Genomic DNA, 21,138 nt, shown 5'->3' on the forward strand with positions numbered 1-21,138 from the left:
ACCATGAATCTTACAATTCATTATCTAGCGCAGATTCTGGCTCTTGCCAAGGAACATAGCTTGGCATTCAAAAACCTTACAAGGTTATGCGAGTTCTGTGCGACATACATTAGCAGCCAGCGTGCCGACTCCCCCCCTATCAGCGTAACAACTCTAACTAGAAACCCTGTATATCGAGCCATGATCGATCAGTATTTAGAGAATATGACGGATGGAGAGTCCCATATTATCATCAGGCACCTGCAGATAGCTAACGCAAACCTTCGTAATGATATTAAACGGCTCAAAACATATGCACTCTCCCTTGAGGACAGTCGCAAAAGCCCCACTTTGGCACATTCACCAGAAATTGCTTCAACAGTTGATCTTGAAAAATCAAGCCTGGTCAAAACAGTTGATTTGTTGCTTGCCTATTTTGCGGATCATGTAGAAATTGACTCCAAGACGTCTACTATTATTTGTCCATATTTGAAGTCTAGCGAAAGATTGATTGTCCCAGCTGTGTGGGCAAAAGCCTACCTGCTGTTGAAAAGCATCGAACGCGTCCCTTCCGGGTAAAAATACATTCACCAGCATCAACTCTGCTGATCATCAGTCACTGGTATCTTGAAGCTTCTTACACGGTTGTCCTGCGGCATGTGCGCAGGCCAACACCGGCTGCTCGACTCTCTCCCGCACCTTTCAATCCGCCCTACCCGCTGGCTTCGCTCCTTCCAAGCTTTCAAAGCCATAGCCTTATGCGAAAAATTCTTGCATATTCCGATGCAGACCGGTAAACACTATAAAGTCATATAAAACAACAGGTTATCTAGATAAGACTCGTTGTAAAATGCGGCAAGTCAACATAAAGGTTCAAGTCCGTGTGGGCCCACCAAACAAAAAAAGCCGCGCTTTGCGCGGCTTTTGCGTTTTTCTCTTCCAGGCTTGATTCCAGTCAGAACCTCACCGCACACTTCAGTGTGGTGGTGCGGCCAGAACCAATGGAATACCCCGCACCAACCCCAACCGCTCCAGCGTCGCCGCAGGCAACACCACCTCATACGTATCCCCCGGGCGGCCCCACTGTTCCACGATAGCCATGCCATCCACCAGCACGCTTGCTAACCCGCAAATCGTTTCGGCCCGTTCTTCTACGATTTTCTGAGTCCGGACCCACAAGTCGTCTGTTATCACCTTGAGCTGCGCCGCTACCTGGTCGGATGACACTGGATGGGTATCAGGGCAGGCGATATTGCGCAGCAGATGCTGAAGCTCTTTGACTTTTGCGTAGTCCTGCTCAGCGCCCTGCGCACCCTTGAGAATGCTTACGGCTTGCGCCTTGTCGACCCGCCTGGCAATCGAATGAGTTGAAGACAAGGTCTGCCCCATGGCCCCAGCCAGAAGAACCATCAGCCTGGCCTCCAGATGCGTTTTCATCGCCTCCATGGAGGCAATCGGGCGCGACAGGGTGATCGAAGCACCGCCCTGGTGGCGCAAGTCCATGGTCACGGACAAGGTCACTCCACCTGTTGCAAACCCCAACGCTCGGGCCACCACGTAGTGCCCCATTTCGTGATGCGCAATCTGCAGTGCGCGTTCCCGGATGACCGGGGGCAACTTGCTGGTCATTTTTATCGCCTCGCATCCATGGACAGTGCATTCGACTACGAGCGACAGCAGCTGTCCATCCAGCAGGCCGGATTGGGTGGCCAGGGAGGCGCCCAGAGTGGGCACGCCGAGCCGGATCGGCAGGTGCATGCGAATGACCAGCGGGCCGGTGTGCTGCACCGTCTTCACCGGGACAGTGTTGAGCCTGGATGAAACATCCGCGATGTGTGGCGGGCCTGTAACATGCAGCCCCAATGATCCATGCCGCTGGAGACGCCCCTTGTCCGACATTCGCCCGCCTGTCCTTGACGAAATCGACCGCCAATTGATCGCCGCACTGCAGATCAACGCCCGCGAAAGCGTGGCCATGCTCGCCAGGCAACTGGGCATTGCCCGCACTACAGTGACTTCAAGGCTGGCACGGCTGGAGAAGGCCAAGGTCATCACCGGCTATGGCGTGCGTCTGGGCCAGCGTGTGGTTGACGGCGGACTTCAGGCGTATGTGGGGATCACCGTGCAACCGCGTTCAGGCAAGGAAGTGCTGCGCCGTCTCAGTGCGATGGCGCAGGTCCAGCAACTGTGTGCGGTCAGTGGTGAATTTGATTATGTGGCCTGGTTGCGGACGGATTCGCCGGAGCAGCTGGATCAGTTGCTGGATCAGATCGGCAGTGTGGATGGGGTGGAGAAAACCACGACTTCAATCATTTTGAGCAGCAAGATTGATCGCGGGCAGCCGGTATGAGTTTTAGAAGTGCGGCGATCCTGCTGGCCTCATCGCGGGCAAGCCTTGCTCCCACAGATGGTCGATATGAAGCTTTAGGTCGTCATAGTGATCTATAAACTATCAAAACGACGACACATTGCGTCTTATTAACGTATTCAACGCTCTCTAGAATGGCTGCATCTTTTCCTATACTCAGATGCGCATTGCGCGTCGGGTCGCCAGCAAGGTCAGCCATGAACAAGAACAATCGCCATCCTGCAGACGGTAAGAAACCAGTCACCATCTTTGGCCCGGATTTCCCGTTTGCCTTTGACGACTGGATCGAACATCCGGCCGGCCTGGGCAGCATTCCTGAACACAATCACGGTGCTGAGGTAGCGATCGTCGGTGCGGGCATCGCCGGCCTGGTGGCGGCCTATGAGCTGATGAAGCTGGGCCTCAAGCCCGTTGTCTATGAAGCCTCGAAAATGGGCGGGCGTTTGCGCTCCCAGGCGTTCAACGGCGCTGACGGCATCGTCGCCGAGCTGGGCGGCATGCGTTTTCCCGTGTCGTCCACGGCGTTCTACCACTATGTCGACAAGCTCGGCCTGCAGACCAAACCGTTCCCGAACCCGCTGACCCCGGCGTCAGGCAGCACGGTGATCGATCTGGAAGGCAAAACCCATTACGCGCAGAAACTCGCGGACCTTCCTGCACTGTTCCAGGAAGTGGCTGACGCCTGGGCGGATGCGCTGGAAGCCGGCTCGCAGTTTTCCGATATCCAGCAAGCCATCCGCGACCGCGACGTACCGCGCCTCAAGGAGCTGTGGAATACCCTGGTGCCACTGTGGGATGACCGCACCTTCTACGACTTCGTCGCCACTTCCAAGGCGTTCGCCAAACTGTCGTTCCACCACCGGGAAGTGTTTGGCCAGGTCGGCTTCGGGACAGGCGGCTGGGATTCGGACTTCCCCAACTCGATGCTGGAAATCTTCCGCGTGGTCATGACCAACTGCGACGACCACCAGCACCTGGTGGTGGGCGGCGTGGAACAGGTACCGCTGGGCATCTGGCGCCATGTGCCGGAACGCTGCGTGCACTGGCCCCAGGGCACCAGCCTCAGCTCACTGCACAGCGGCGCTCCGCGTTCGGGGGTGAAAAAGATTGCCCACGCGCCGAACGGGCGTTTCACCGTCACCGACAATTATGGCGACTCCCGCGAGTACGCAGCGGTGCTGACCACCTGCCAGAGCTGGCTGCTGACCACCCAGATCGAGTGCGACGAAAGCCTGTTCTCGCAGAAAATGTGGATGGCCCTGGACCGCACCCGCTACATGCAATCCTCGAAAACCTTTGTGATGGTCGACCGGCCATTCTGGAAGGACAAGGACCCGCAGACCGGTCGCGACCTGATGAGCATGACGCTCACCGATCGACTGACCCGCGGCACCTACCTGTTCGACAACGGCCAGTATGAAAATGGCGTCGACAAGCCTGGGGTGATTTGCCTCTCGTACTCATGGATGAGCGATGCCCTGAAGATGCTCCCGCACCCGGTGGAGAAGCGCGTGAAGCTGGCGCTGGACTCCCTGAAGAAGATCTACCCGAAAGTCGACATTGCCGCGCGCATCATTGGCGACCCGATTACCGTGTCCTGGGAAGCCGACCCGCATTTCCTCGGCGCATTCAAAGGCGCCCTGCCCGGTCACTACCGCTACAACCAGCGCATGTATGCCCATTTCATGCAGGACGACATGCCCCCTGAGCAGCGCGGAATCTTCATCGCCGGTGATGACGTGTCGTGGACGCCGGCGTGGGTCGAAGGGGCAGTGCAGACCTCGCTCAATGCGGTGTGGGGCATCATGAAACACTTCGGCGGTGAAACTCACGCCGAGAACCCGGGTCCAGGAGATGTGTTCAACGAGATCGGTCCGATCGCCCTGCCCGAGTAAAAGGAGTTCAAATGCGCGTAGCTCTATACCAATGCCCGCCACTGCCACTGGATGTCGCCGGCAACCTGCAGCGTCTGCATCAACTGGCACTGGAGGCCAAGGGTGCAGATTTGCTGGTACTGCCGGAGATGTTCCTGACCGGCTACAACATCGGCATTGATGCCGTCAGCGTACTGGCCGAAGTGCACAATGGTGAATCGGCGCAGCAAATCGCGCGCATCGCTAAAACCGCCGGCATTGCCATCCTGTATGGCTATCCCGAGCGCACTGAGGACGGGCAGATCTACAACTCGGTGCAATTGATCGACGCCCACGGCGAGCGCCTGTGCAACTACCGCAAGACGCACCTGTTCGGCGACCTCGATCACTCGATGTTCAATGCCGGCGGCAACGACTTCCCGGTGGTGGAGCTCAACGGCTGGAAGCTCGGCTTTCTGATCTGCTACGACCTGGAGTTCCCGGAAAATGCTCGCCGCCTGGCCCTGGCAGGTGCCGAGTTGATCCTGGTACCGACGGCGAACATGATTCCTTACGACTTCATCGCCGACGTCACGGTCCGCTCACGCGCCTACGAGAACCAGTGCTACGTGGCCTATGCCAATTACTGCGGGGCAGAAGGCGACATCCATTACTGCGGCCAGAGCAGCATTGCTGCGCCGGATGGTAGCCGCGTGGCCCAGGCCGGTCTGGATGAAGCCTTGATCGTCGGCGAGCTGGATCGCCAGTTGATGCTCCAATCCCGGGCGGCCAATCGATACCTGATCGATCGTCGTCCCGAGCTTTATGGCGACCTGAACAAGCGCTGATCCACCGTTATCCGCTAGCATTAGCGCTTCTCTGTACTGGAAGTGCTCATGCCTGCGTCGAATCCCTCCCGCCCCCACACTGAAACCCTTGCCAACGGCCTGCGGGTGACGCTGCGCCACGCGCCGCATCTCAAGCGCTGCGCCGCAGTGCTGCGGGTGAATGCGGGCAGTCACGACGTGCCACTGGCGTGGCCTGGGCTGGCGCATTTTCTCGAACACCTGCTTTTTCTGGGCACCGAGCGTTTTCCCGCAGGCCAGGGCTTGATGGCCTACGTGCAAGGGCATGGCGGCCAGGTCAATGCGCGCACCAACGAACGTACCACCGATTTTTTCGTCGAACTGCCGCCAGCACTTTTCAGCGGTGGGCTGGAGCGCCTGTCGGACATGCTCGCTCACCCGCGTATGAACCTGGACGAACAGTTGCGCGAACGCGAAGTGCTGCACGCAGAATATGTCGCCTGGTCCCAGGACGCGACGGCGCAACAACAACATGCGCTGTTCGAAGGACTGTCGGCCACTCACCCGTTGCGGGGATTCCATGCGGGCAATCGCGACAGCCTGGCGGTCGAGCGGCCCGAGTTTCAGCGCGCCCTGCAGGACTTCCATCAGCATTTCTACCAAGCCGGGCAAATGACATTGAGCCTGGCGGGGCCGCAAAGTCTCGAGGATTTGAAGGCGTTGGCCGAGGTGTTCGCCCAACCTGTTGCCAAAGGTGAAAAAGTCCCGCAAACAGCTCCTGCCGCCCTGATGCAATCGGCAAGCAACAGTTATCAACTGGCCGGTGACGGGCATGCAGATCTGCTGTTCGCGTTCGAGGCACTGCCTGGTTCGTCCCGCGAAGCGCTGGCGTTCCTGTGTCACTGGTTAAACGCGGTCAAACCCGCAGGGTTCCTCGCAGAGTTGCGCAAGGTTGGGCTGGCGGAACAATTGACCGCCAGGCCGCTGTATCAATTCGCCGGACAAGCGTTGCTGCACCTGGGCTTCACGACCACTCAACCGCACCAGGTGCTCGTGCTTCGCGAGCAACTGCAGGACTGGCTGGGCTTTTTTGCCGCCCAGCAGCATCAGCCGCAATGGCGCGACGAATTCAGCGCCCTGCTGCAACGCCAGCAGCGAATCAGCAGCGCCCTGCGCCTGGCGCAACTGGACAGCGAACAGGCCGGGACAAGCGACCACGAAGCGCTCGCGCTTGAGCAAATCCTCGCTCAAATCGGCGCTGTGGATAAGTTCAGCGGCCCATGGCAACTGCCACCTCCCAACCCGTTCCTGCACACAGAAACTGCAGCGCCCAGCGCCGGACTGATTCGTGGGCAGACCAGCAAGCATCGCGGCCTGCGTACCTTTGCCCAGGATCGCTTGCGCAGTCGCCGCGAACAATCGCCCATGCAGTTCAGCCAGGCGTTGCCGGACAATACGGATGAAGGCGCGATCCATCTGCGCTGGCGGCTGCCAGCCAGCCCTCGGCCTGAGCTTCAGGCAAACCTGGAACAGCGTCTTCTGACCTTGCGTGAAGACGCGCGCCAGGCGGGTGTGGATTGCTCCTTCAGTGCCTGCGGCAATCAATGGCTACTGAAAATGACCGGCCTGCAGGACCCCATGCCGATCATCCTCGAGCATGCGCTGAAAGAACTGACAAAGGCCGAGACCGATGTTCCACGGGAATTGCCCAAGCGCCTGGCGCTGATGCCTATTCGACAGTTGCTCGAGGCGTTGCCCGAGCAATGCCTGGAGCCAGTCGAGGAATCGGCAGATTTGCAGCACCTCTGGGCGGGAGCGCGCTGGGACGGGCTGGCCACCGGTCTTTCCAGCCAGACCCAGGCGGCAATGGGCCTGCCCTTGAGTCGCGTGCCAGGCGTGGCGGACACCCAATTGACCGCACCCGCTTCGATCAATACCCAGCACCTGTGGACAACGATCGATACAGCCTCCAGTGAACACGCTCTGCTGCTGTTCTGTCCGGTCGCTAACCGGCAGATCGCTGACGAGGCAGCCTGGCGCCTGCTCGGGCACCTGTGCCAGACGCCCTTCTACCAGCGGCTTCGCGTGGAACAGCAGCTGGGTTATGCGGTGTTCAGTGCGCTGCGGCAGCTGCATGGCCAGGTGGGCATCGTCTTCGGGGTGCAATCGCCGAGCGTCGTTGCGCATGAGCTGCTCAAGCACATCGAGACCTTCATCAGCGACCTGCCGGCGATGCTTGAAAGCATCGACGAGGCAGCCATCGACACCCAGCGCCAGGCCTTGGCGGCTCAGTTCGACATCACTGCACTGGAGCAGTCCCAAGCCAGCGAACTACTGTGGCAGGGCAAACTGGGCGGCCACTCGTCGGATTATCTGGTGCAGTTGCAACGGGCACTTTTAACTACAGACTTACAGGCCCTGCTAGATGCAGCCCGCCGTCTTGATGAGGCCACCGGCGGGTGGCGCTGCCTGGCCAGCGCTGTGTCTCCCGGCCTGCCCTGGCAAGTGGCAAAATGATCATTACCGAGGCTGCAAAGAGCTTTCTCAAAGTTTCACGGGCAAGAGTTCTGTAATTTTGAGTAACATAGCCACCTAACTATCTGAACATCTCCAGCTGGAGGTGGACTATATGTATAGATCTCAACCGTCCCAACCACCTGAAGGAGCACCCCCATGTCCTGGTCCAAGCCTGCTTACACCGACCTGCGTATCGGCTTTGAAGTCACCATGTACTTCGCCAGCCGCTAATAAGTTGTTCTCGCGGTTCAGCGCCTCGGTTCACCGGGGCGTTTTTATTTTTCGGATTTGAAATGTTGGAGCGGCCATGTTTGTCCAGATTCTAGGTTCCGCCGCTGGCGGTGGTTTCCCCCAGTGGAACTGCAACTGCGCGAACTGCGCAGGCTTTCGCGACGGCAGCCTGAAGGCCACCGCGCGTACCCAGTCGTCCATCGCGATATCCGATGACGGCGTCAATTGGGTGCTGTGCAATGCCTCGCCGGACATACGCGCCCAGCTCCAGAGCTTCGCCCCGATGCAACCGGGCCGCGCACTGCGCGATACGGGCATCAGCGCGATCATCCTGATGGACAGCCAGATCGACCACACCACCGGCCTGCTCAGCCTGCGCGAAGGTTGCCCGCACCAGGTGTGGTGCACGGACATGGTTCATGAGGACCTGAGCACAGGTTTTCCGTTGTTCACCATGCTGACCCACTGGAACGGAGGGTTGAGCTGGAACCGCATCGAGCTCGACCGCAGCTTCAGTATCCCCTCCAGCCCGAACCTGCGCTTCACTCCGCTGCCTTTGCGCAGTGCGGCACCGCCTTACTCGCCGCACCGCTTCGACCCGCATCCGGGTGACAACATCGGCCTGATCGTCGAAGACCTGAATACCGGCGGCAAGCTGTTCTATGCGCCAGGCCTGGGCAAGGTAGATGCGCCGTTGCTGGAGATCATGGCCTCCAGCGACTGCGTGCTGGTCGATGGCACGATGTGGGATGACGACGAGATGCAGCGTCGCGGCGTTGGTACTCGCACCGGTCGGGAAATGGGCCATCTGGCGCAAAACGGCCCGGGGGGCATGCTCGAAGTGCTGGAACAGCTGCCTGATCAGCGCAAGGTGCTTATCCACATCAACAACACCAACCCGATTCTCGATGAAGATTCGCCGCAGCGTGCGGAGCTGGTTCGGCGCAAGGTTGAAGTGGCCTATGACGGCATGAGTATTGTGCTGTAAGAAATCGAGACCGCTGCGCGGTCTATCGCCAGCAGGCTGGCTCCCACAGTTGATCGCATTCCCCTGTGGGAGCCAGCCTGCTGGCGATGAGGCCGGTACAGACGCTAAAACTCTACGGTGATGCCCCGGAGAACCGAAATGCCCGACACCCCGATGTCCCCCACCGAATTCGAAGCCGCCCTGCGCGCCAAGGGCGCCTACTACCACATCTACCACCCCTACCACGTGGCGATGTACGAAGGTCGCGCCAGCCGCGAGCAAATTCAGGGCTGGGTCGCCAACCGCTTCTACTACCAGGTGAACATCCCCCTGAAAGATGCGGCGATCCTCGCCAACTGTCCGGACCGCGAAATCCGCCGCGAGTGGATACAACGCCTGCTTGACCACGACGGCGCCCCCGGTGAAGACGGCGGGATCGAAGCCTGGTTGCGCCTGGGCCAGGCCGTTGGCCTCGATCCGGACCAGCTGCGCTCCCAGGAACTGGTGCTGCCCGGCGTGCGCTTCGCCGTGGACGCTTACGTCAATTTCGCCCGCCGGGCCAGTTGGCAGGAGGCCGCCAGCAGTTCCTTGACTGAACTGTTCGCACCGCAGATCCACCAGTCGCGCCTCGACAGCTGGCCGCAGCACTACCCGTGGATCGACCCTGCCGGCTACGAATATTTTCGTACCCGCCTGGGCCAGGCACGGCGCGATGTCGAGCACGGGCTGGCCATTACCCTGCAGCACTACACGACGCGGGAAGGCCAGGAGCGCATGCTGGAAATTCTCCAGTTCAAACTGGACATTCTTTGGAGCATGCTCGATGCCATGAGCATGGCCTACGAACTGAACCGTCCGCCATATCACAGCGTGACCGCACAACGGGTCTGGCATAAAGGAATCATCTTATGAGTTTTGATCGCAGCAAAACCCCCACCTGGCGCCCGGGCTACCGTTTCCAATATGAACCGGCGCAGAAAGGCCACGTGCTGCTTTACCCCGAAGGCATGATCAAACTCAACGACAGCGCCGCCCTGATTGGCGGCCTGATCGACGGCGAGCGCGACGTGGCAACGATCATCGCCGAGCTGGACGCACAGTTCCCGGGCGTGCCCGAGCTCAGTGAAGACATTGAGCAATTCATGGAGGTCGCCCGTGCTCAGCACTGGATCGAACTTGCCTGACAGCGTGTCGGACAAGTTACCGCCCAAGCCTGAAATCGGCCTGCCTCTCTGGCTCCTGGCCGAGCTGACCTATCGCTGCCCCCTGCAATGCCCCTACTGCTCCAATCCCCTGGATTTCGCCGAGCAGGGCAAAGAGCTGAGTACCGAGCAGTGGATCAAGGTATTTCGCGAGGCGCGGGAAATGGGCGCCGCTCAGCTGGGCTTTTCCGGCGGTGAACCCCTGGTGCGCCAGGACCTCGCCGAACTGATCGCCGAAGCGCGCAAACTGGGCTTCTACACCAACCTGATTACCTCAGGCATCGGGCTTACCGAGCAGAAAATCAGCGACTTCAAGAAGGCTGGCCTGGACCACATTCAGATCAGTTTCCAGGCCAGCGACGAGCAAGTGAACAACTTGCTGGCCGGCTCGAAAAAGGCCTTCGCGCAGAAGCTGGAAATGGCCCGGGCAGTGAAAGCCCATGGCTACCCGATGGTGCTGAACTTCGTGACCCATCGGCACAACATCGACAAGATCGACCGCATCATCGAGCTGTGCATCGCCCTCGAGGCCGATTTCGTCGAGCTCGCGACGTGCCAGTTCTACGGCTGGGCGCAGCTCAATCGGGTCGGCCTGTTGCCAACCAGGGAACAACTGGTGCGTGCCGAGCGCATCACCAACGAATACCGGGCCAAACTGGAGGCCGAAGGGCATCCGTGCAAGCTGATCTTCGTCACGCCGGACTACTACGAAGAACGTCCGAAAGCCTGCATGAACGGCTGGGGCAGTATCTTCCTGACGGTCACCCCGGACGGCACCGCCCTGCCCTGTCACGGCGCGCGACAAATGCCTGTACAGTTCCCCAACGTGCGCGATCACAGCATGCAGCACATCTGGTACGACTCGTTCGGCTTCAACCGTTTTCGCGGTTACGACTGGATGCCTGAACCGTGCCGCTCGTGCGACGAGAAAGAAAAGGACTTCGGCGGCTGCCGCTGCCAGGCCTTCATGCTCACCGGAGACGCGAGCAATGCCGACCCGGTTTGCAGCAAGTCGCAACACCACGGCGTGATTCTCAAGGCCCGCGAAGAAGCCGAGCACGCGACCCAGACCATTGAACAACTGGCCTTTCGCAATGAACGAAACTCACGCCTCATCGCCAAAAGTTGAGCCTTTCAGCGCCGCCAGGGCCGTCGCCGCCGGTGTCGACTTTGCTGAGCTGCAGCTTGGCTCCCAGGGTTTGTTCTGGAACGAGTACCGTCCCGAGGATGGCGCGTGTCGCATCTGGCATTGGCGCAATAGTCAGGCCCGCTGCCTGACGCCTGCCGGGTTCAGCGTGCGCAGTCGTGTCTACGAATATGGCGGCGGCGCGTTCTGCCTGACCGATGACGGGATTGTTTTCGTCAACGAGGCTGACCAGCAACTGTATCGACAGTCGCTGGCCGGTGAAACCCCGGTCGGGCTGACTTCAGGTGAATGCCGTTACGGTGACCTGCAGTTCGCCGATGGTCAGGTCCTGGCCGTCGAGGAGCACCGGGACCGCCATCGACTGGTCGCCATCGATATTGCCAACGGCAGCCGTCACCTGCTGGCGGAAGGTGCCGACTTCTACGCCGCGCCGACCCTGAGCAAAGGCGCCCGGCGCCTGGCGTGGATCGAATGGAGCCGACCGCATCAACCCTGGACGGCTACCCGATTGATGATCGCCGAGCGCGACAGTGATGGCGGTTTCAACACCCCGCGCTGCGTGGCCGGTCAGCGCAACGACGAATCACTCCAGCAACCGCGCTTCGATACCCGTGGTCGCCTCTCCTGCCTGACCGATCGCGCCGGCTACTGGCAGCCCTGGATCGAGGCCGAAGACGGGCTGCGCCCGCTTCCCGCAGCCGCTGCCGACCACGCCCCCGCGCCGTGGCAGCTCGGTGGCTGTACCTGGCTGCCCCTGGCCGACGACAGCTACCTGGCAAGCTGGACCGAAGAAGGTTTTGGCAAACTGGGCCTGGCAGGCAATCAAGATGAAGATTTCACAGGCGGCTACAGTCGCTTTCGGCATCTCGCCCTTGATGAGCAATTCATCTATTGCATCGCGGCTTCGCCGGTCAGCCCATCGGCCGTGATTGCCATCGATCGCGCCACCCGCGAGGTCAACGTGCTGGCCGGAGGCATCGCGCCGCTGCCTGCCGATCAGATCAGCACTGCGCAAACCCTGCGCTATCCCAGCGGATCGGGTGAAGCCCATGGCTTCTTCTATCCGGCGATGAGCGCTGAGGCGAAGCCGCCGCTGGTAGTGTTCATCCACGGCGGCCCAACTTCCGCCTGCTATCCGATGCTCGATCCGCGAATCCAGTACTGGACGCAACGCGGCTTCGCCGTGGCCGACCTGAATTATCGTGGCAGCAGCGGTTATGGCCGAGCCTATCGTCAGGCGCTGCACTTGAGTTGGGGCGAAGTGGACGTCGAAGACGCCTGTGCCGTCGTTTCCCATCTGGCCGACAGCGGGTTGATTGACGGTGACCAGGCATTCATCCGCGGCGGCAGCGCCGGTGGCTACACCACCCTGTGTGCGCTGGCTTTTCACCACGTCTTCCGCGCAGGCGCCAGTCTTTACGGCGTGAGCGACCCCGTGGCCCTTGGCCGCGCCACTCACAAGTTCGAAGGTGACTACCTCGATTGGCTGATCGGCGACCCGGTGCAGGATGCCGAACGCTACGCCGCACGAACCCCTTTGCTGCATGCGGGCAACATTGGTGTGCCGATGATTTTTTTCCAGGGTGAACTGGATGCCGTGGTGGTACCGCAGCAGACCCGTGACATGGTCAAGGCGTTGCAGGACAACGGCATTGCGGTGGAAGCGCATTACTACGCGGACGAGCGCCACGGTTTTCGCAAGGCGAGCAACCAGGCGCACGCGCTGGAGCAGGAGTGGTTGTTCTATCGGCGGGTGCTGGGGCTGGACAAGTGCTGACACCGCAGTGCCAGCATCGTCGCCAGCTAGCTCCTACACCTGCAGGAGCTGGCTGGCTGGCGATTGCAATCTAGCTGACGCAACACATCTCAACGCTTGGCGATGATATAAACCGCATGCACGATCCCTGGAATATACCCGCACAGCGTCAGCAGAATGTTCAGCCAGAATGCCCCGCCGAAACCGACCTGCAGGAACACACCCAGTGGCGGCAACAGAATGGCGATGATGATTCGAATGATATCCATGGGTCAGCTCCTGATTGAAGTAGGCTCCGGTGAGCCGCACACCTAATCGACCCGCGCCGTTCGTCAGGGTTCACTGCTTCCCACGTTTAGCGCATCCATACAGGCAAAAAAACGCCCCACGCCAAAAAAATCAGGCCTGGGGCGATGCGTTATACCGCGAGACGGTTCGGAAATTCCTGCAGGAAGGGTCTGGTCAGACGGCAATCCCTTTGCGGCACTGCAGTTGCGCGGTGCGCACGCGAGAGAACGCACGGGCCAGGCGCAGGAGCATCTCGTCGACGTTGGCTTTGCTCACCGTGAGTGCCGGGGTGAAGCGCAGGCAAGCCGGCTGCGGGGCGTCGATCAGCAAGCCTTCGTACAGCGCGGCTTTGACCACTGCCTCGGCCGAGTCGTCGGACAGATCCAACCCCCAAAGCAGCCCTTGCCCGCGCAGTTCGCCGTGGCCGTAACGGTGCGCCAGACGCGCCAGGCCTTCGCGCAAGTGCTGGCCGACCGTGGCGACATGCTCGAGAAATCCCCGGTCCTGCAGCGCATCCATTACTGCCAGGCCCGCAGCGCTCATCAGCGCATTACCGTGATGGGTCCCCGTCAGCTCACCCAGGTCGAAACAACAGGCAGTGCCCCGGGCGAGTAAAGCGGCCAGCGGTACTCCCCCGCCCAAGCCTTTGCCCAGCACGACGATATCGGCACGGACATCACAGGATTGTTCCACGAGTAGCTGGCCGCATCGGCCGAGACCGGTCTGCACTTCATCGAAGATCAGCAAAATACCCAGCTCGCGGCACAAACGCTCGACGCCCTTGAGGTAATTCGCGGTGGCCGGGATGACGCCTGCTTCGCTCTGGATCGGCTCAAGCATAATCGCCACCGTTCTGGCGTCGACAGCCGCATGCAGGGCCGCGAGGTCGTTGAACGGAACGTGACTGAAGCCTGGCAGTTGCGGTTCGAACCGATTGGTCAGCGTCGAGCTGTCCGACGCCGAAATAGTCGCGAGACTGCGGCCATGGCAAGCATTGCTGGCCACGATGATGCGCGAGGCTCCGGCACGGTGCCGCTGCCCCCATTTACGCGCCAGCTTGATTGCCGCTTCGCAGGCTTCGGTGCCGGTGTTGAGCAAGTACGTCTGGTCGCTACCGGTGAGCTGGCATAGTCGTGCGGCCAGGCTGAGCATGGCGCGGTTGTGCAAGGCAAAGCCGGGGTTGATCAGCGCCTGCGCCTGCTCGGCAATCGCACTTACAAGCGCTGAAGGGCTATGACCCAGGCTGTTGGCACCTCGCCCCTGGGTGAAATCCAGATACGCCCGGTCGGCGCTGTCCCACAGCCAGGAGCCCTGGCCGCGCACGAATACTTGCTGAGGGCGCTCGACGCTGGGCATCAGGTACTCGCGGGAGGGGTTAACCGTTGTAGATGGCGCAATCGCGTCCAGGGCGAGGTCGTCAAGGTCCGGGAGGCCATGACGCATTTTGAACAGATTCATCAGATTTCACCTCGGTGGAGGTTTTTTGCATTGCCTATGTAAATGACTTCGACGTAATCGGTGTTCATCGTCCGCGCGGGCCCTGTAAGCCTTCTGATTGCGGTTAGACTAGGCGGATGCGCGACATTCGACCATTTCGATTTAGCAGTATTTTCGATAAGAGTTACTTATGGATTTCAAGCAATTGCGTTATTTCGTCGCGGTCTACGAAGAAGGTCATGTGGGCCGGGCGGCAGAGCGTCTGGCTATCTCGCAGCCCGCACTGTCGCAGCAGATCCGCCACCTTGAGGAAAACCTCGACGTCAGCCTGTTCGAGCGCAGCAGCAAGCGCCTGCTGCCAACCCTGGCCGCTCACACTTTGTACAACCACGCCCTGCCCTTGCTAGATGGCTTGCAACGCGCGCGTGAAGCACTGGGCAGCTTCAAGGGCCAGGCCCTGCGCACCCTGGCCATCGGCGTATTGCAGACCGTCCACACCAGCCTGGTGCCGCAGATGCTCGAACGGGTGCGCAAGGCCCAACCGCACCTGGTGGTGCAGATCTATGAATTGACCGGCCTGGAAATCGAACGACGCTTGCTCAATGGATCGCTGGATATCGGCATCAGCTACCTGCCGCCCCGCCAGCCAGGTTTACACGGGGTGTTGCTGTACGAAGATGAACTGACGCTGGTCATCCCGGCGGATCACCCGTTGCGTGAATTCAAGAAAGTCTCGATGAGCCAGGCCGCCGAACTGCCAATGTTATTGCTGGGGGAGGAGTTTCAGGTGCGGCAGATCTGGCAGACACAGCTAGCCAATCTTGGACGGCGCCCGCAAGTGCAGGCGGAACTGAATAATATGGCGGGGATTCTCGACAGCCTGCCGCACACCCGCCTGGCCACGGTACTTCCGGGACGCTCACAGAAGGCCCTGGGCAACGACGAACTGCTATGGAAACCGCTGACCGAGCCGCGGGTGCCGTTGAAGGTAGGCTTGGTGTGTCGGGATGTACAGCGTCAACAAGCCTCGCTGGCCTTGTTGCGTACACTGCTGGAAGAGGTCATCAATGGTCCGGTCGAGCGTTAGGCGCGCAGCCCGGCATTTTCTTGCGGACAAAGAAAACCCCGCCGAAGCGGGGCTTTGCAGACTGTTTCCCTGACATCCATTTCGCTCCGCCGTCCTGGCAGAATCCTACGTGTCCGTGTTGTTGCTTTGCGCTTCCTGCGCGACGTCCATGTGAAGTAGATTAGCTCTGGATCCAATTTTCGCATAGGGCAGATCGGCAGCACGTCGTGTAAGCAAATGCTTACATGGCGTTACATCTCTAAAATTGTGCTGCATCCAGCAGGAACAGCGACTCGCTGCCGGCCTTCACCGAAGCGCTCAACGAATGAATACGCGGCAGCAGACGTGCGAAGTAGAAACGCGCAGTGCCCAGTTTGCTCGCGTAGAAATCATCCTGATTTTCCTTGCCGAACGCGGCCTTGGCCATCAGCGCCCACATATAGGCGTAGGCTACATAACCAAAGGCCTGCAGGTACTCGACCGAGGCGGCGCCAATTTCATTAGGGTTGCTTTTGGCACGATCCAGCAGCCAGGCAGTCAGCTCGTCGAGTGTTGTCACGGCATCGTTGAGCGGTTTGGTGAACTCCGCAAGGTCGGCGCTCGCCGTCGCGGTGAAGTGACGGATCTCGTCAGCGAACAGGTTATAAAACGCCCCGCCGCTGCCGACGATCTTGCGGCCGACCAGATCCAGTGCCTGGATGCCGTTAGTGCCTTCGTAGATCTGCGTGATCCGCACGTCGCGCACCAGTTGCTCCTGGCCCCATTCGCGAATGTAGCCATGGCCACCAAAGACCTGCTGGCCATGCACGGTAGTCTCCAGCCCCAGGTCGGTCAGGAACGCCTTGGCGACCGGGGTCAGCAGCGCCACCAGGTCTTCTGCGCGCTTGCGGGTGACCGCGTCTTCGCTGAACTTAGCCGTGTCGAGTTGCATCGCCACGTAGGTGGAGAACGCACGGCCGCCTTCGTTCGAGGCTTTCATGGTCAGCAGCATGCGCCGCACGTCCGGGTGGACGATGATCGGGTCAGCCACCTTGTCCTTGTTTTGCGCGCCTGTCGGCGAACGGCTCTGCAGGCGGTCGCGAGCGTATTCAACGGCGTTCTGGTAGGAGCGTTCGCCTGTGGCCAGCCCTTGAATGCCGACGCCCAGGCGCTCGTAGTTCATCATGGTAAACATCGCCGCCAGGCCTTTGTTCGGCTCGCCGACCAGATAACCCACGGCTTCGTCGAAGTTCATCACGCAGGTCGCGGAGGCCTGGATGCCCATCTTGTGTTCGATCGACCCGCAATTGGCCGGGTTGCGCGCGCCCAGGCTGCCATCGGCATTGACCATGAACTTGGGCACCAGGAACAGCGAAATACCCTTGGGCCCCGCAGGTGCGTCCGGCAGTTTGGCCAGCACCAGGTGGATGATGTTCTCGGTCAGGTCGTGTTCGCCACCGGTGATGAAGATCTTCGTGCCGCTGACCTTGTAGGAGCCGTCGGCCTGAGGCTCGGCCCTGGTGCGGATGATCCCCAGGTCGGTACCGGCGTGCGGTTCGGTCAGGCACATCGAGCCTGCCCAGATACCGGCGTACATGTTCGGCAGGTAGGCCGCCTTGAGCTCTTCGCTGGCATGGGCATTGATCGACAGGCAGGCGCCGGCGGTCAGCATCGGGTACAGCCCGAAGGACAGGCTGGCAGAGTTGACCATCTCTTCGACCTGAGCCGACACCGCCTTGGGCATGCCCATGCCACCATAGGCCGGATCACCGCCTACACCGACCCAACCGCCTTCGGCGTACGTCTGATAAGCCTGGGGGAAACCTGCCGGTGTGGTGACGGCACCGTCCGCCCAATGGCAACCTTCTTCATCGGCCGCGCGACTGAGCGGTGCGATACTTTTGCTGGTGACCTTGCCGGCTTCCTCGAGAATGGCCTCTACAGTCTGCGCGTCGACGGTGTCGGCCAGCGCAGGCAACTCGGCCCAGAGTTTGGCGACCTCGAACACTTCATTGAGAACGAAGCGCATATCGCGCAGGGGCGCTTTGTAGTCAGCCATGGCAAACCTCGCAGTATCTTTACAGTTGATTCACGGAAAATATTTCGGTTGAATCGAGTGTAACCCAACAACTTTTACGACACATAGCGTCAGCTTGTGACTGTTTTGTAATTTTTGGTCACTGAAAACAACATCGCAGACACCGCCTGCCCCCGCAGGACCTGCCGAAGACTGCGATCATTACGACTTATAGCGCAAACAATTGTGCCGGCAACTTCATCAGGCAGTCGCTACCCGCCTCGATAGCCGCCCGGTGAGCCGATGTTCGCGGCAGCAATCGCTTGAAGTAGAACTCGCTTGTGGCCAGTTTAGCCCGGCAGTAATCGGCATCGCCCCCGCCCTCGTCCAGCTGCGCCTGCGCGACCAGCGCCATGCGCAACCACAGATAGCCAAGGATGATGTAGCCGCTGTACATCAGGTAATCCACAGAGGCGGCGCCGACTTCGTCGGGGTTTTTCATGGCGGCCATGCCCACCTGGGTGGTCACCTCGCCCCATTGCCGGTTCAAATCGTTCAACTGCGCCACGTAGCTGGACAACTGAGGATGCGCGGCGTTGGCGACGCAGAACTTGTGCACGACCTTGGTGAAGCCCCGCAGCAACTTGCCTTGGCTGCCAAGCACTTTGCGCCCCAGCAGGTCCAGCGCCTGGATGCCGTTGGTGCCTTCATAGATCGGCGCAATGCGGCAGTCCCGCACCAACTGCTCCATGCCCCACTCGCGGATAAACCCGTGGCCGCCGTACACCTGCATGCCGAGGTTAGTCACCTCCAGGCCAGTATCGGTCATGAACGCTTTGCAGATGGGGGTCAGGAACGCCAGCAAGTCTTCGGCGTCCTGTCGCGCCGTTGCGTCCGCGCTCAAGTGCGCGACGTCCAGCAACTGCGCGGTGAAATAGGTGAGTGCCCGATTGCCTTCGTTGAAGGCCTTCATGGTCAGCAGCATGCGGCGTACATCGGGGTGCACGATGATCGGATCGGCGGGCTTGTCCGGTGCTTTCGGTCCGGTCAGCGAGCGCATCTGCAGACGATCGTTGGCGTACTTGATCGCCCCCTGAAAACTCGCTTCTCCCAGGCATAACCCCTGCATGCCGGTGCCTAGGCGGGCATGGTTCATCATGGTGAACATGCAGTTGAGGCCCTTGTTAGGTTCACCGATCAGGTAACCCGTGGCGCCATCGAAGTTCAGCACGCAGGTGGCCGAGGCCTTGATGCCCATCTTGTGCTCGATCGAACCGCAGGTGACACCGTTGCGCTCGCCGGCTTCGCCTTGGCTATCGGGCAGGAACTTGGGCACGATGAACAGCGAGATCCCTTTGGTGCCGGCGGGTGCATCCGGCAGCTTGGCCAGTACCAGGTGAATGATGTTGTCACTCAGGTCATGCTCGCCGGCTGAAATGAAGATCTTGCTGCCAGAGACGGCATAGCTGCCATCCGCCGCAGGCACGGCGCGGGTCTTGATGATGCCCAGGTCCGTGCCGCAGTGGGCTTCGGTCAGGCACATGGTGCCGGTCCACTGGCCTGCGGTGAGTTTGCTCAGGTAGGTCTGTTTCTGCTCTTGAGTGCCGTGGGCGTGGATCGCCGACATGGCGCCATGGGTCAGCCCCGGGTACATGCCCCAGGACGTATTGCTGGAACCGACCATCTCGCTGATCACCAGCCCCAGGGAGCTGGGCAAACCCTGGCCGCCATATGCCGGATCTGCCGCGAGGCCATGCCAGTCACCTTCAACATATTGCGCGAAAGCTTGCTTGAAGCCTGCCGGCGTGGTCACCACACCCTTGTCGAAATGACAGCCTTCTTCGTCACCGCTGCGGTTGAGCGGTGCGAGCACGTTCTCGCAGAATTTCGCGCCCTCTTCGAGGATCGCACTGACCATGTCCGGGCTGGCGTCGGTGGCGCCGAGGGCCGCGTAGTTGCTGTGAAAGTCGAAGACGTGGTCGATCAGAAAGCGCATGTCGCGCAGGGGAGCTTTGTACTCGGGCATGGTCATTTCTCCGGCAGCAGATCATTGCAACCTACTGCCGCCGAACCCGCCGGACAATCACAGTCCAGACGCTGAATGCGCCATCATCACTCAATCCGTAGCGGCTTCCATGCGCACCGCGCCCCGGCGGTTCTGCCCAAAGACCACGACGCAGTTGCGCCCCGCGCCCTTGGCGCTGTAAAGCGCTTCGTCCGCCGACTTGAGCACGCGATCTGGCGTGCGCTGCTCCAGCCGTTCGGCCACGCCGATGCTGACCGTCACCGACACACTCGACGTGCCCGCCCCCGCACGCCGCTGGCGTCCTTGTTGATCATCCTGGGGGCGGCTGTCCGGGTTACGCAGATGGATATTGTAGGTGGCGATGGATTCGCGGATGAGCTCCAGGTGCGGCAAACATTCCTCCAGGGTTTTCCCGGCGAACACCACGGCAAATTCCTCGCCACCATAGCGATACGCCCGCCCGCCACCGCCGACCCTCGACAGCTTGCTGGCCACCAGCCGCAGCACCTGATCGCCGACATCGTGGCCATGGGTATCGTTGAATTTCTTGAAGTGATCGACGTCGCTCATCGCCAGCACATAATTGCGCCCCAGGCGTTGCATGCGTTCGTTCAGGGCGCGCCGACCCGGCAGGCCGGTGAGCTCGTCGCGAAAGGCCATTTGATAGGCTTCATGGGCCACCGCCGTCGCGATCATCAGCATCACCTGGCTGCACATGATGTTCAGGGTGAACGGCAGGATGAACGTCTCCGGCAACATCCAGAACAGGCCGAGCAGGCCGACCAATTGCGCGGCATGCAGGGGCCTGGGATGACGCCAGTATTGCCACGCCAGCAGCAGGAAAGCCGCGATAAACACCGGATACGCCAACTGGATCAGGCTCATCCAGGCGCCGTGCACGGCGGGCCAGCGAATTTCCGCCAGCCACATTAGCAGGGCCTGGGGATAACTTTGCTCCAGCGCCAGCGCGACACTGCCAACGGCCAGTAACACCGCGAAGCGCGCCAGCATGTCCTGGAACAGATGAGTGCGCTCCTGCCACGCGGCGAATACTGCGAACAGCAGCGGCAGTAACAGGCAGCATAGATGAAACACCACCGCCGCATCATCGCGGACTTTGCCGTTGTCGCGGTAGTAGTCGGTCTGGGTGTCGAGCAGATAGTAGGCGATGTACACCGTCAACATCAGGAACAATTCGCGCTGGCGCCGATAGACCGCGCAATAGGCGCCGCCGAGCAGCAATACCAGGGTTGGCAACACATTGAACAGCGAAGTGAAAAAGACGTTGAGATCCTTGACGTAAGCAGCCGAGAGCCCCGCAATCAAGAGCAGCAATGAAGGCAGGAAATGGCTGAGACGTACAGCGGATGGACGCGGCAAGGGTAAGTTCCAGCCTGTTAAGGTTGATGGCAGTGCGCGTGAATGATTGCAGTAAAACACAGCGCCAAAAGGGATGTCATATGGCCATCTTCTATAACGGCCGCAAAGGTGTATTTCTT

The 21,138-nt window shown here is 60.3% G+C and carries 18 protein-coding genes; 12 read left to right on the top strand and 6 right to left on the bottom strand.

The annotated features are described in order from the left end of the window. Nucleotides 1–3 precede the first annotated feature (3 nt). Nucleotides 4–558 carry a hypothetical protein gene (locus HYI44_RS19460; RefSeq protein ID WP_225570247.1) on the top strand — a complete coding sequence of 185 codons (555 nt, stop codon included), beginning with the start codon at nt 4–6 and terminating at the stop codon, nt 556–558. A gap of 396 nt (nt 559–954) precedes the next feature. Here the strand turns inward: HYI44_RS19460 and HYI44_RS19465 are convergent, their stop codons facing one another. Further along, nucleotides 955–1,608, bottom strand: coding sequence for a peptidase M41 (locus tag HYI44_RS19465; RefSeq protein ID WP_122841288.1), 654 nt, complete (start codon nt 1,606–1,608; stop codon nt 955–957). 259 nt (nt 1,609–1,867) lie between these two features. Between HYI44_RS19465 and HYI44_RS19470 the strand changes: the two genes are divergently transcribed. The 10 genes from HYI44_RS19470 (at nt 1,868) to HYI44_RS19515 (ending at nt 12,847) form a co-directional block, all read left to right on the top strand. Further along, nucleotides 1,868–2,329 (top strand): Lrp/AsnC family transcriptional regulator, encoded by a 462-nt coding sequence (locus HYI44_RS19470; RefSeq protein ID WP_122841248.1) that lies wholly within the window; start codon nt 1,868–1,870, stop codon nt 2,327–2,329. Nucleotides 2,330–2,544: 215 nt separating this feature from the next. Then, nucleotides 2,545–4,242, top strand: coding sequence for a flavin monoamine oxidase family protein (locus tag HYI44_RS19475; protein ID WP_122841247.1), 1,698 nt, complete (start codon nt 2,545–2,547; stop codon nt 4,240–4,242). 11 nt (nt 4,243–4,253) lie between these two features. Beyond that, the gene (locus tag HYI44_RS19480) at nt 4,254–5,048 is read left to right on the top strand and encodes a carbon-nitrogen hydrolase family protein (protein ID WP_045059952.1); all 795 of its coding nucleotides are present in this window, start codon (nt 4,254–4,256) and stop codon (nt 5,046–5,048) included. Nucleotides 5,049–5,096: 48 nt separating this feature from the next. Continuing rightward, nucleotides 5,097–7,523 carry a pyrroloquinoline quinone biosynthesis protein PqqF gene (gene pqqF, locus HYI44_RS19485; RefSeq protein ID WP_225570248.1) on the top strand — a complete coding sequence of 809 codons (2,427 nt, stop codon included), beginning with the start codon at nt 5,097–5,099 and terminating at the stop codon, nt 7,521–7,523. Nucleotides 7,524–7,679: 156 nt separating this feature from the next. Further along, nucleotides 7,680–7,754: a pyrroloquinoline quinone precursor peptide PqqA gene (pqqA, locus tag HYI44_RS19490; protein WP_009045898.1), complete on the top strand. Its 75-nt coding sequence runs from the start codon at nt 7,680–7,682 to the stop codon at nt 7,752–7,754. A 76-nt stretch (nt 7,755–7,830) separates the two neighbouring features. Further along, the gene (pqqB, locus tag HYI44_RS19495; RefSeq protein ID WP_122841245.1) at nt 7,831–8,742 is read left to right on the top strand and encodes a pyrroloquinoline quinone biosynthesis protein PqqB; all 912 of its coding nucleotides are present in this window, start codon (nt 7,831–7,833) and stop codon (nt 8,740–8,742) included. A 138-nt stretch (nt 8,743–8,880) separates the two neighbouring features. Continuing rightward, on the top strand, nt 8,881–9,633 hold the full coding sequence (gene pqqC, locus HYI44_RS19500) for a pyrroloquinoline-quinone synthase PqqC (RefSeq protein ID WP_122841244.1): 753 nt from the start codon (nt 8,881–8,883) through the stop codon (nt 9,631–9,633). After that, nucleotides 9,630–9,905 (top strand): pyrroloquinoline quinone biosynthesis peptide chaperone PqqD, encoded by a 276-nt coding sequence (pqqD, locus tag HYI44_RS19505; RefSeq protein ID WP_045059948.1) that lies wholly within the window; start codon nt 9,630–9,632, stop codon nt 9,903–9,905. Before pqqC ends, pqqD begins: the two co-directional genes overlap by 4 nt. A 4-nt stretch (nt 9,906–9,909) precedes the next feature. Continuing rightward, entirely contained in the window at nt 9,910–11,052 is a 1,143-nt protein-coding gene (gene pqqE / locus HYI44_RS19510) for a pyrroloquinoline quinone biosynthesis protein PqqE (protein WP_163019526.1), read from the top strand. Further along, nucleotides 11,018–12,847: an alpha/beta hydrolase family protein gene (locus HYI44_RS19515; RefSeq protein ID WP_225570249.1), complete on the top strand. Its 1,830-nt coding sequence runs from the start codon at nt 11,018–11,020 to the stop codon at nt 12,845–12,847. The genes pqqE and HYI44_RS19515 overlap by 35 nt, the downstream gene beginning before the upstream one ends. A gap of 89 nt (nt 12,848–12,936) precedes the next feature. Here HYI44_RS19515 and HYI44_RS19520 read toward each other — a convergent pair whose 3' ends face one another. Continuing rightward, the gene (locus HYI44_RS19520) at nt 12,937–13,095 is read right to left on the bottom strand and encodes a YqaE/Pmp3 family membrane protein (RefSeq protein WP_033050408.1); all 159 of its coding nucleotides are present in this window, start codon (nt 13,093–13,095) and stop codon (nt 12,937–12,939) included. 193 nt (nt 13,096–13,288) lie between these two features. Then, a complete protein-coding gene (locus HYI44_RS19525) occupies nt 13,289–14,572 on the bottom strand; it encodes an aspartate aminotransferase family protein (RefSeq protein ID WP_225570250.1) in 1,284 nt (427 codons plus the stop codon). A 169-nt stretch (nt 14,573–14,741) separates the two neighbouring features. Here HYI44_RS19525 and HYI44_RS19530 point away from each other — a divergent pair, with 169 nt between their 5' ends. Next, nucleotides 14,742–15,638 (top strand): LysR family transcriptional regulator, encoded by an 897-nt coding sequence (locus HYI44_RS19530; RefSeq protein WP_122841240.1) that lies wholly within the window; start codon nt 14,742–14,744, stop codon nt 15,636–15,638. A 238-nt stretch (nt 15,639–15,876) separates the two neighbouring features. Here the strand turns inward: HYI44_RS19530 and HYI44_RS19535 are convergent, their stop codons facing one another. The 3 genes from HYI44_RS19535 to HYI44_RS19545 form a co-directional block, all read right to left on the bottom strand. Next, a complete protein-coding gene (locus HYI44_RS19535; RefSeq protein WP_225570251.1) occupies nt 15,877–17,655 on the bottom strand; it encodes an acyl-CoA dehydrogenase C-terminal domain-containing protein in 1,779 nt (592 codons plus the stop codon). A 187-nt stretch (nt 17,656–17,842) separates the two neighbouring features. Next, on the bottom strand, nt 17,843–19,639 hold the full coding sequence (locus HYI44_RS19540; protein WP_225570252.1) for an acyl-CoA dehydrogenase C-terminal domain-containing protein: 1,797 nt from the start codon (nt 19,637–19,639) through the stop codon (nt 17,843–17,845). A gap of 90 nt (nt 19,640–19,729) precedes the next feature. After that, nucleotides 19,730–21,019 (bottom strand): sensor domain-containing diguanylate cyclase, encoded by a 1,290-nt coding sequence (locus HYI44_RS19545; RefSeq protein WP_122841237.1) that lies wholly within the window; start codon nt 21,017–21,019, stop codon nt 19,730–19,732. Nucleotides 21,020–21,138: the final 119 nt, after the last annotated feature.

It is taken from the genome of Pseudomonas sp. Y24-6 (genome assembly GCF_020295325.1).
GTDB lineage: Bacteria > Pseudomonadota > Gammaproteobacteria > Pseudomonadales > Pseudomonadaceae > Aquipseudomonas > Aquipseudomonas gregormendelii.

Bases quoted from the DNA above. Each gene is read 5' to 3' on its own strand.
- HYI44_RS19475 (WP_122841247.1), top strand. From the start codon at position 2,545: ATGAACAAGAACAATCGCCATCCTGCAGACGGTAAGAAACCAGTCACC.
- HYI44_RS19525 (WP_225570250.1), bottom strand. From the start codon at position 14,572: ATGAATCTGTTCAAAATGCGTCATGGCCTCCCGGACCTTGACGACCTC.
- pqqF (WP_225570248.1), top strand. From the start codon at position 5,097: ATGCCTGCGTCGAATCCCTCCCGCCCCCACACTGAAACCCTTGCCAAC.
- HYI44_RS19540 (WP_225570252.1), bottom strand. From the start codon at position 19,639: ATGCCCGAGTACAAAGCTCCCCTGCGCGACATGCGCTTTCTGATCGAC.
- HYI44_RS19480 (WP_045059952.1), top strand. From the start codon at position 4,254: ATGCGCGTAGCTCTATACCAATGCCCGCCACTGCCACTGGATGTCGCC.
- HYI44_RS19535 (WP_225570251.1), bottom strand. From the start codon at position 17,655: ATGGCTGACTACAAAGCGCCCCTGCGCGATATGCGCTTCGTTCTCAAT.
- pqqC (WP_122841244.1), top strand. From the start codon at position 8,881: ATGCCCGACACCCCGATGTCCCCCACCGAATTCGAAGCCGCCCTGCGC.
- HYI44_RS19520 (WP_033050408.1), bottom strand. From the start codon at position 13,095: ATGGATATCATTCGAATCATCATCGCCATTCTGTTGCCGCCACTGGGT.
- HYI44_RS19460 (WP_225570247.1), top strand. From the start codon at position 4: ATGAATCTTACAATTCATTATCTAGCGCAGATTCTGGCTCTTGCCAAG.
- HYI44_RS19465 (WP_122841288.1), bottom strand. From the start codon at position 1,608: ATGACCAGCAAGTTGCCCCCGGTCATCCGGGAACGCGCACTGCAGATT.
- HYI44_RS19530 (WP_122841240.1), top strand. From the start codon at position 14,742: ATGGATTTCAAGCAATTGCGTTATTTCGTCGCGGTCTACGAAGAAGGT.
- pqqD (WP_045059948.1), top strand. From the start codon at position 9,630: ATGAGTTTTGATCGCAGCAAAACCCCCACCTGGCGCCCGGGCTACCGT.
- pqqB (WP_122841245.1), top strand. From the start codon at position 7,831: ATGTTTGTCCAGATTCTAGGTTCCGCCGCTGGCGGTGGTTTCCCCCAG.
- HYI44_RS19515 (WP_225570249.1), top strand. From the start codon at position 11,018: ATGAACGAAACTCACGCCTCATCGCCAAAAGTTGAGCCTTTCAGCGCC.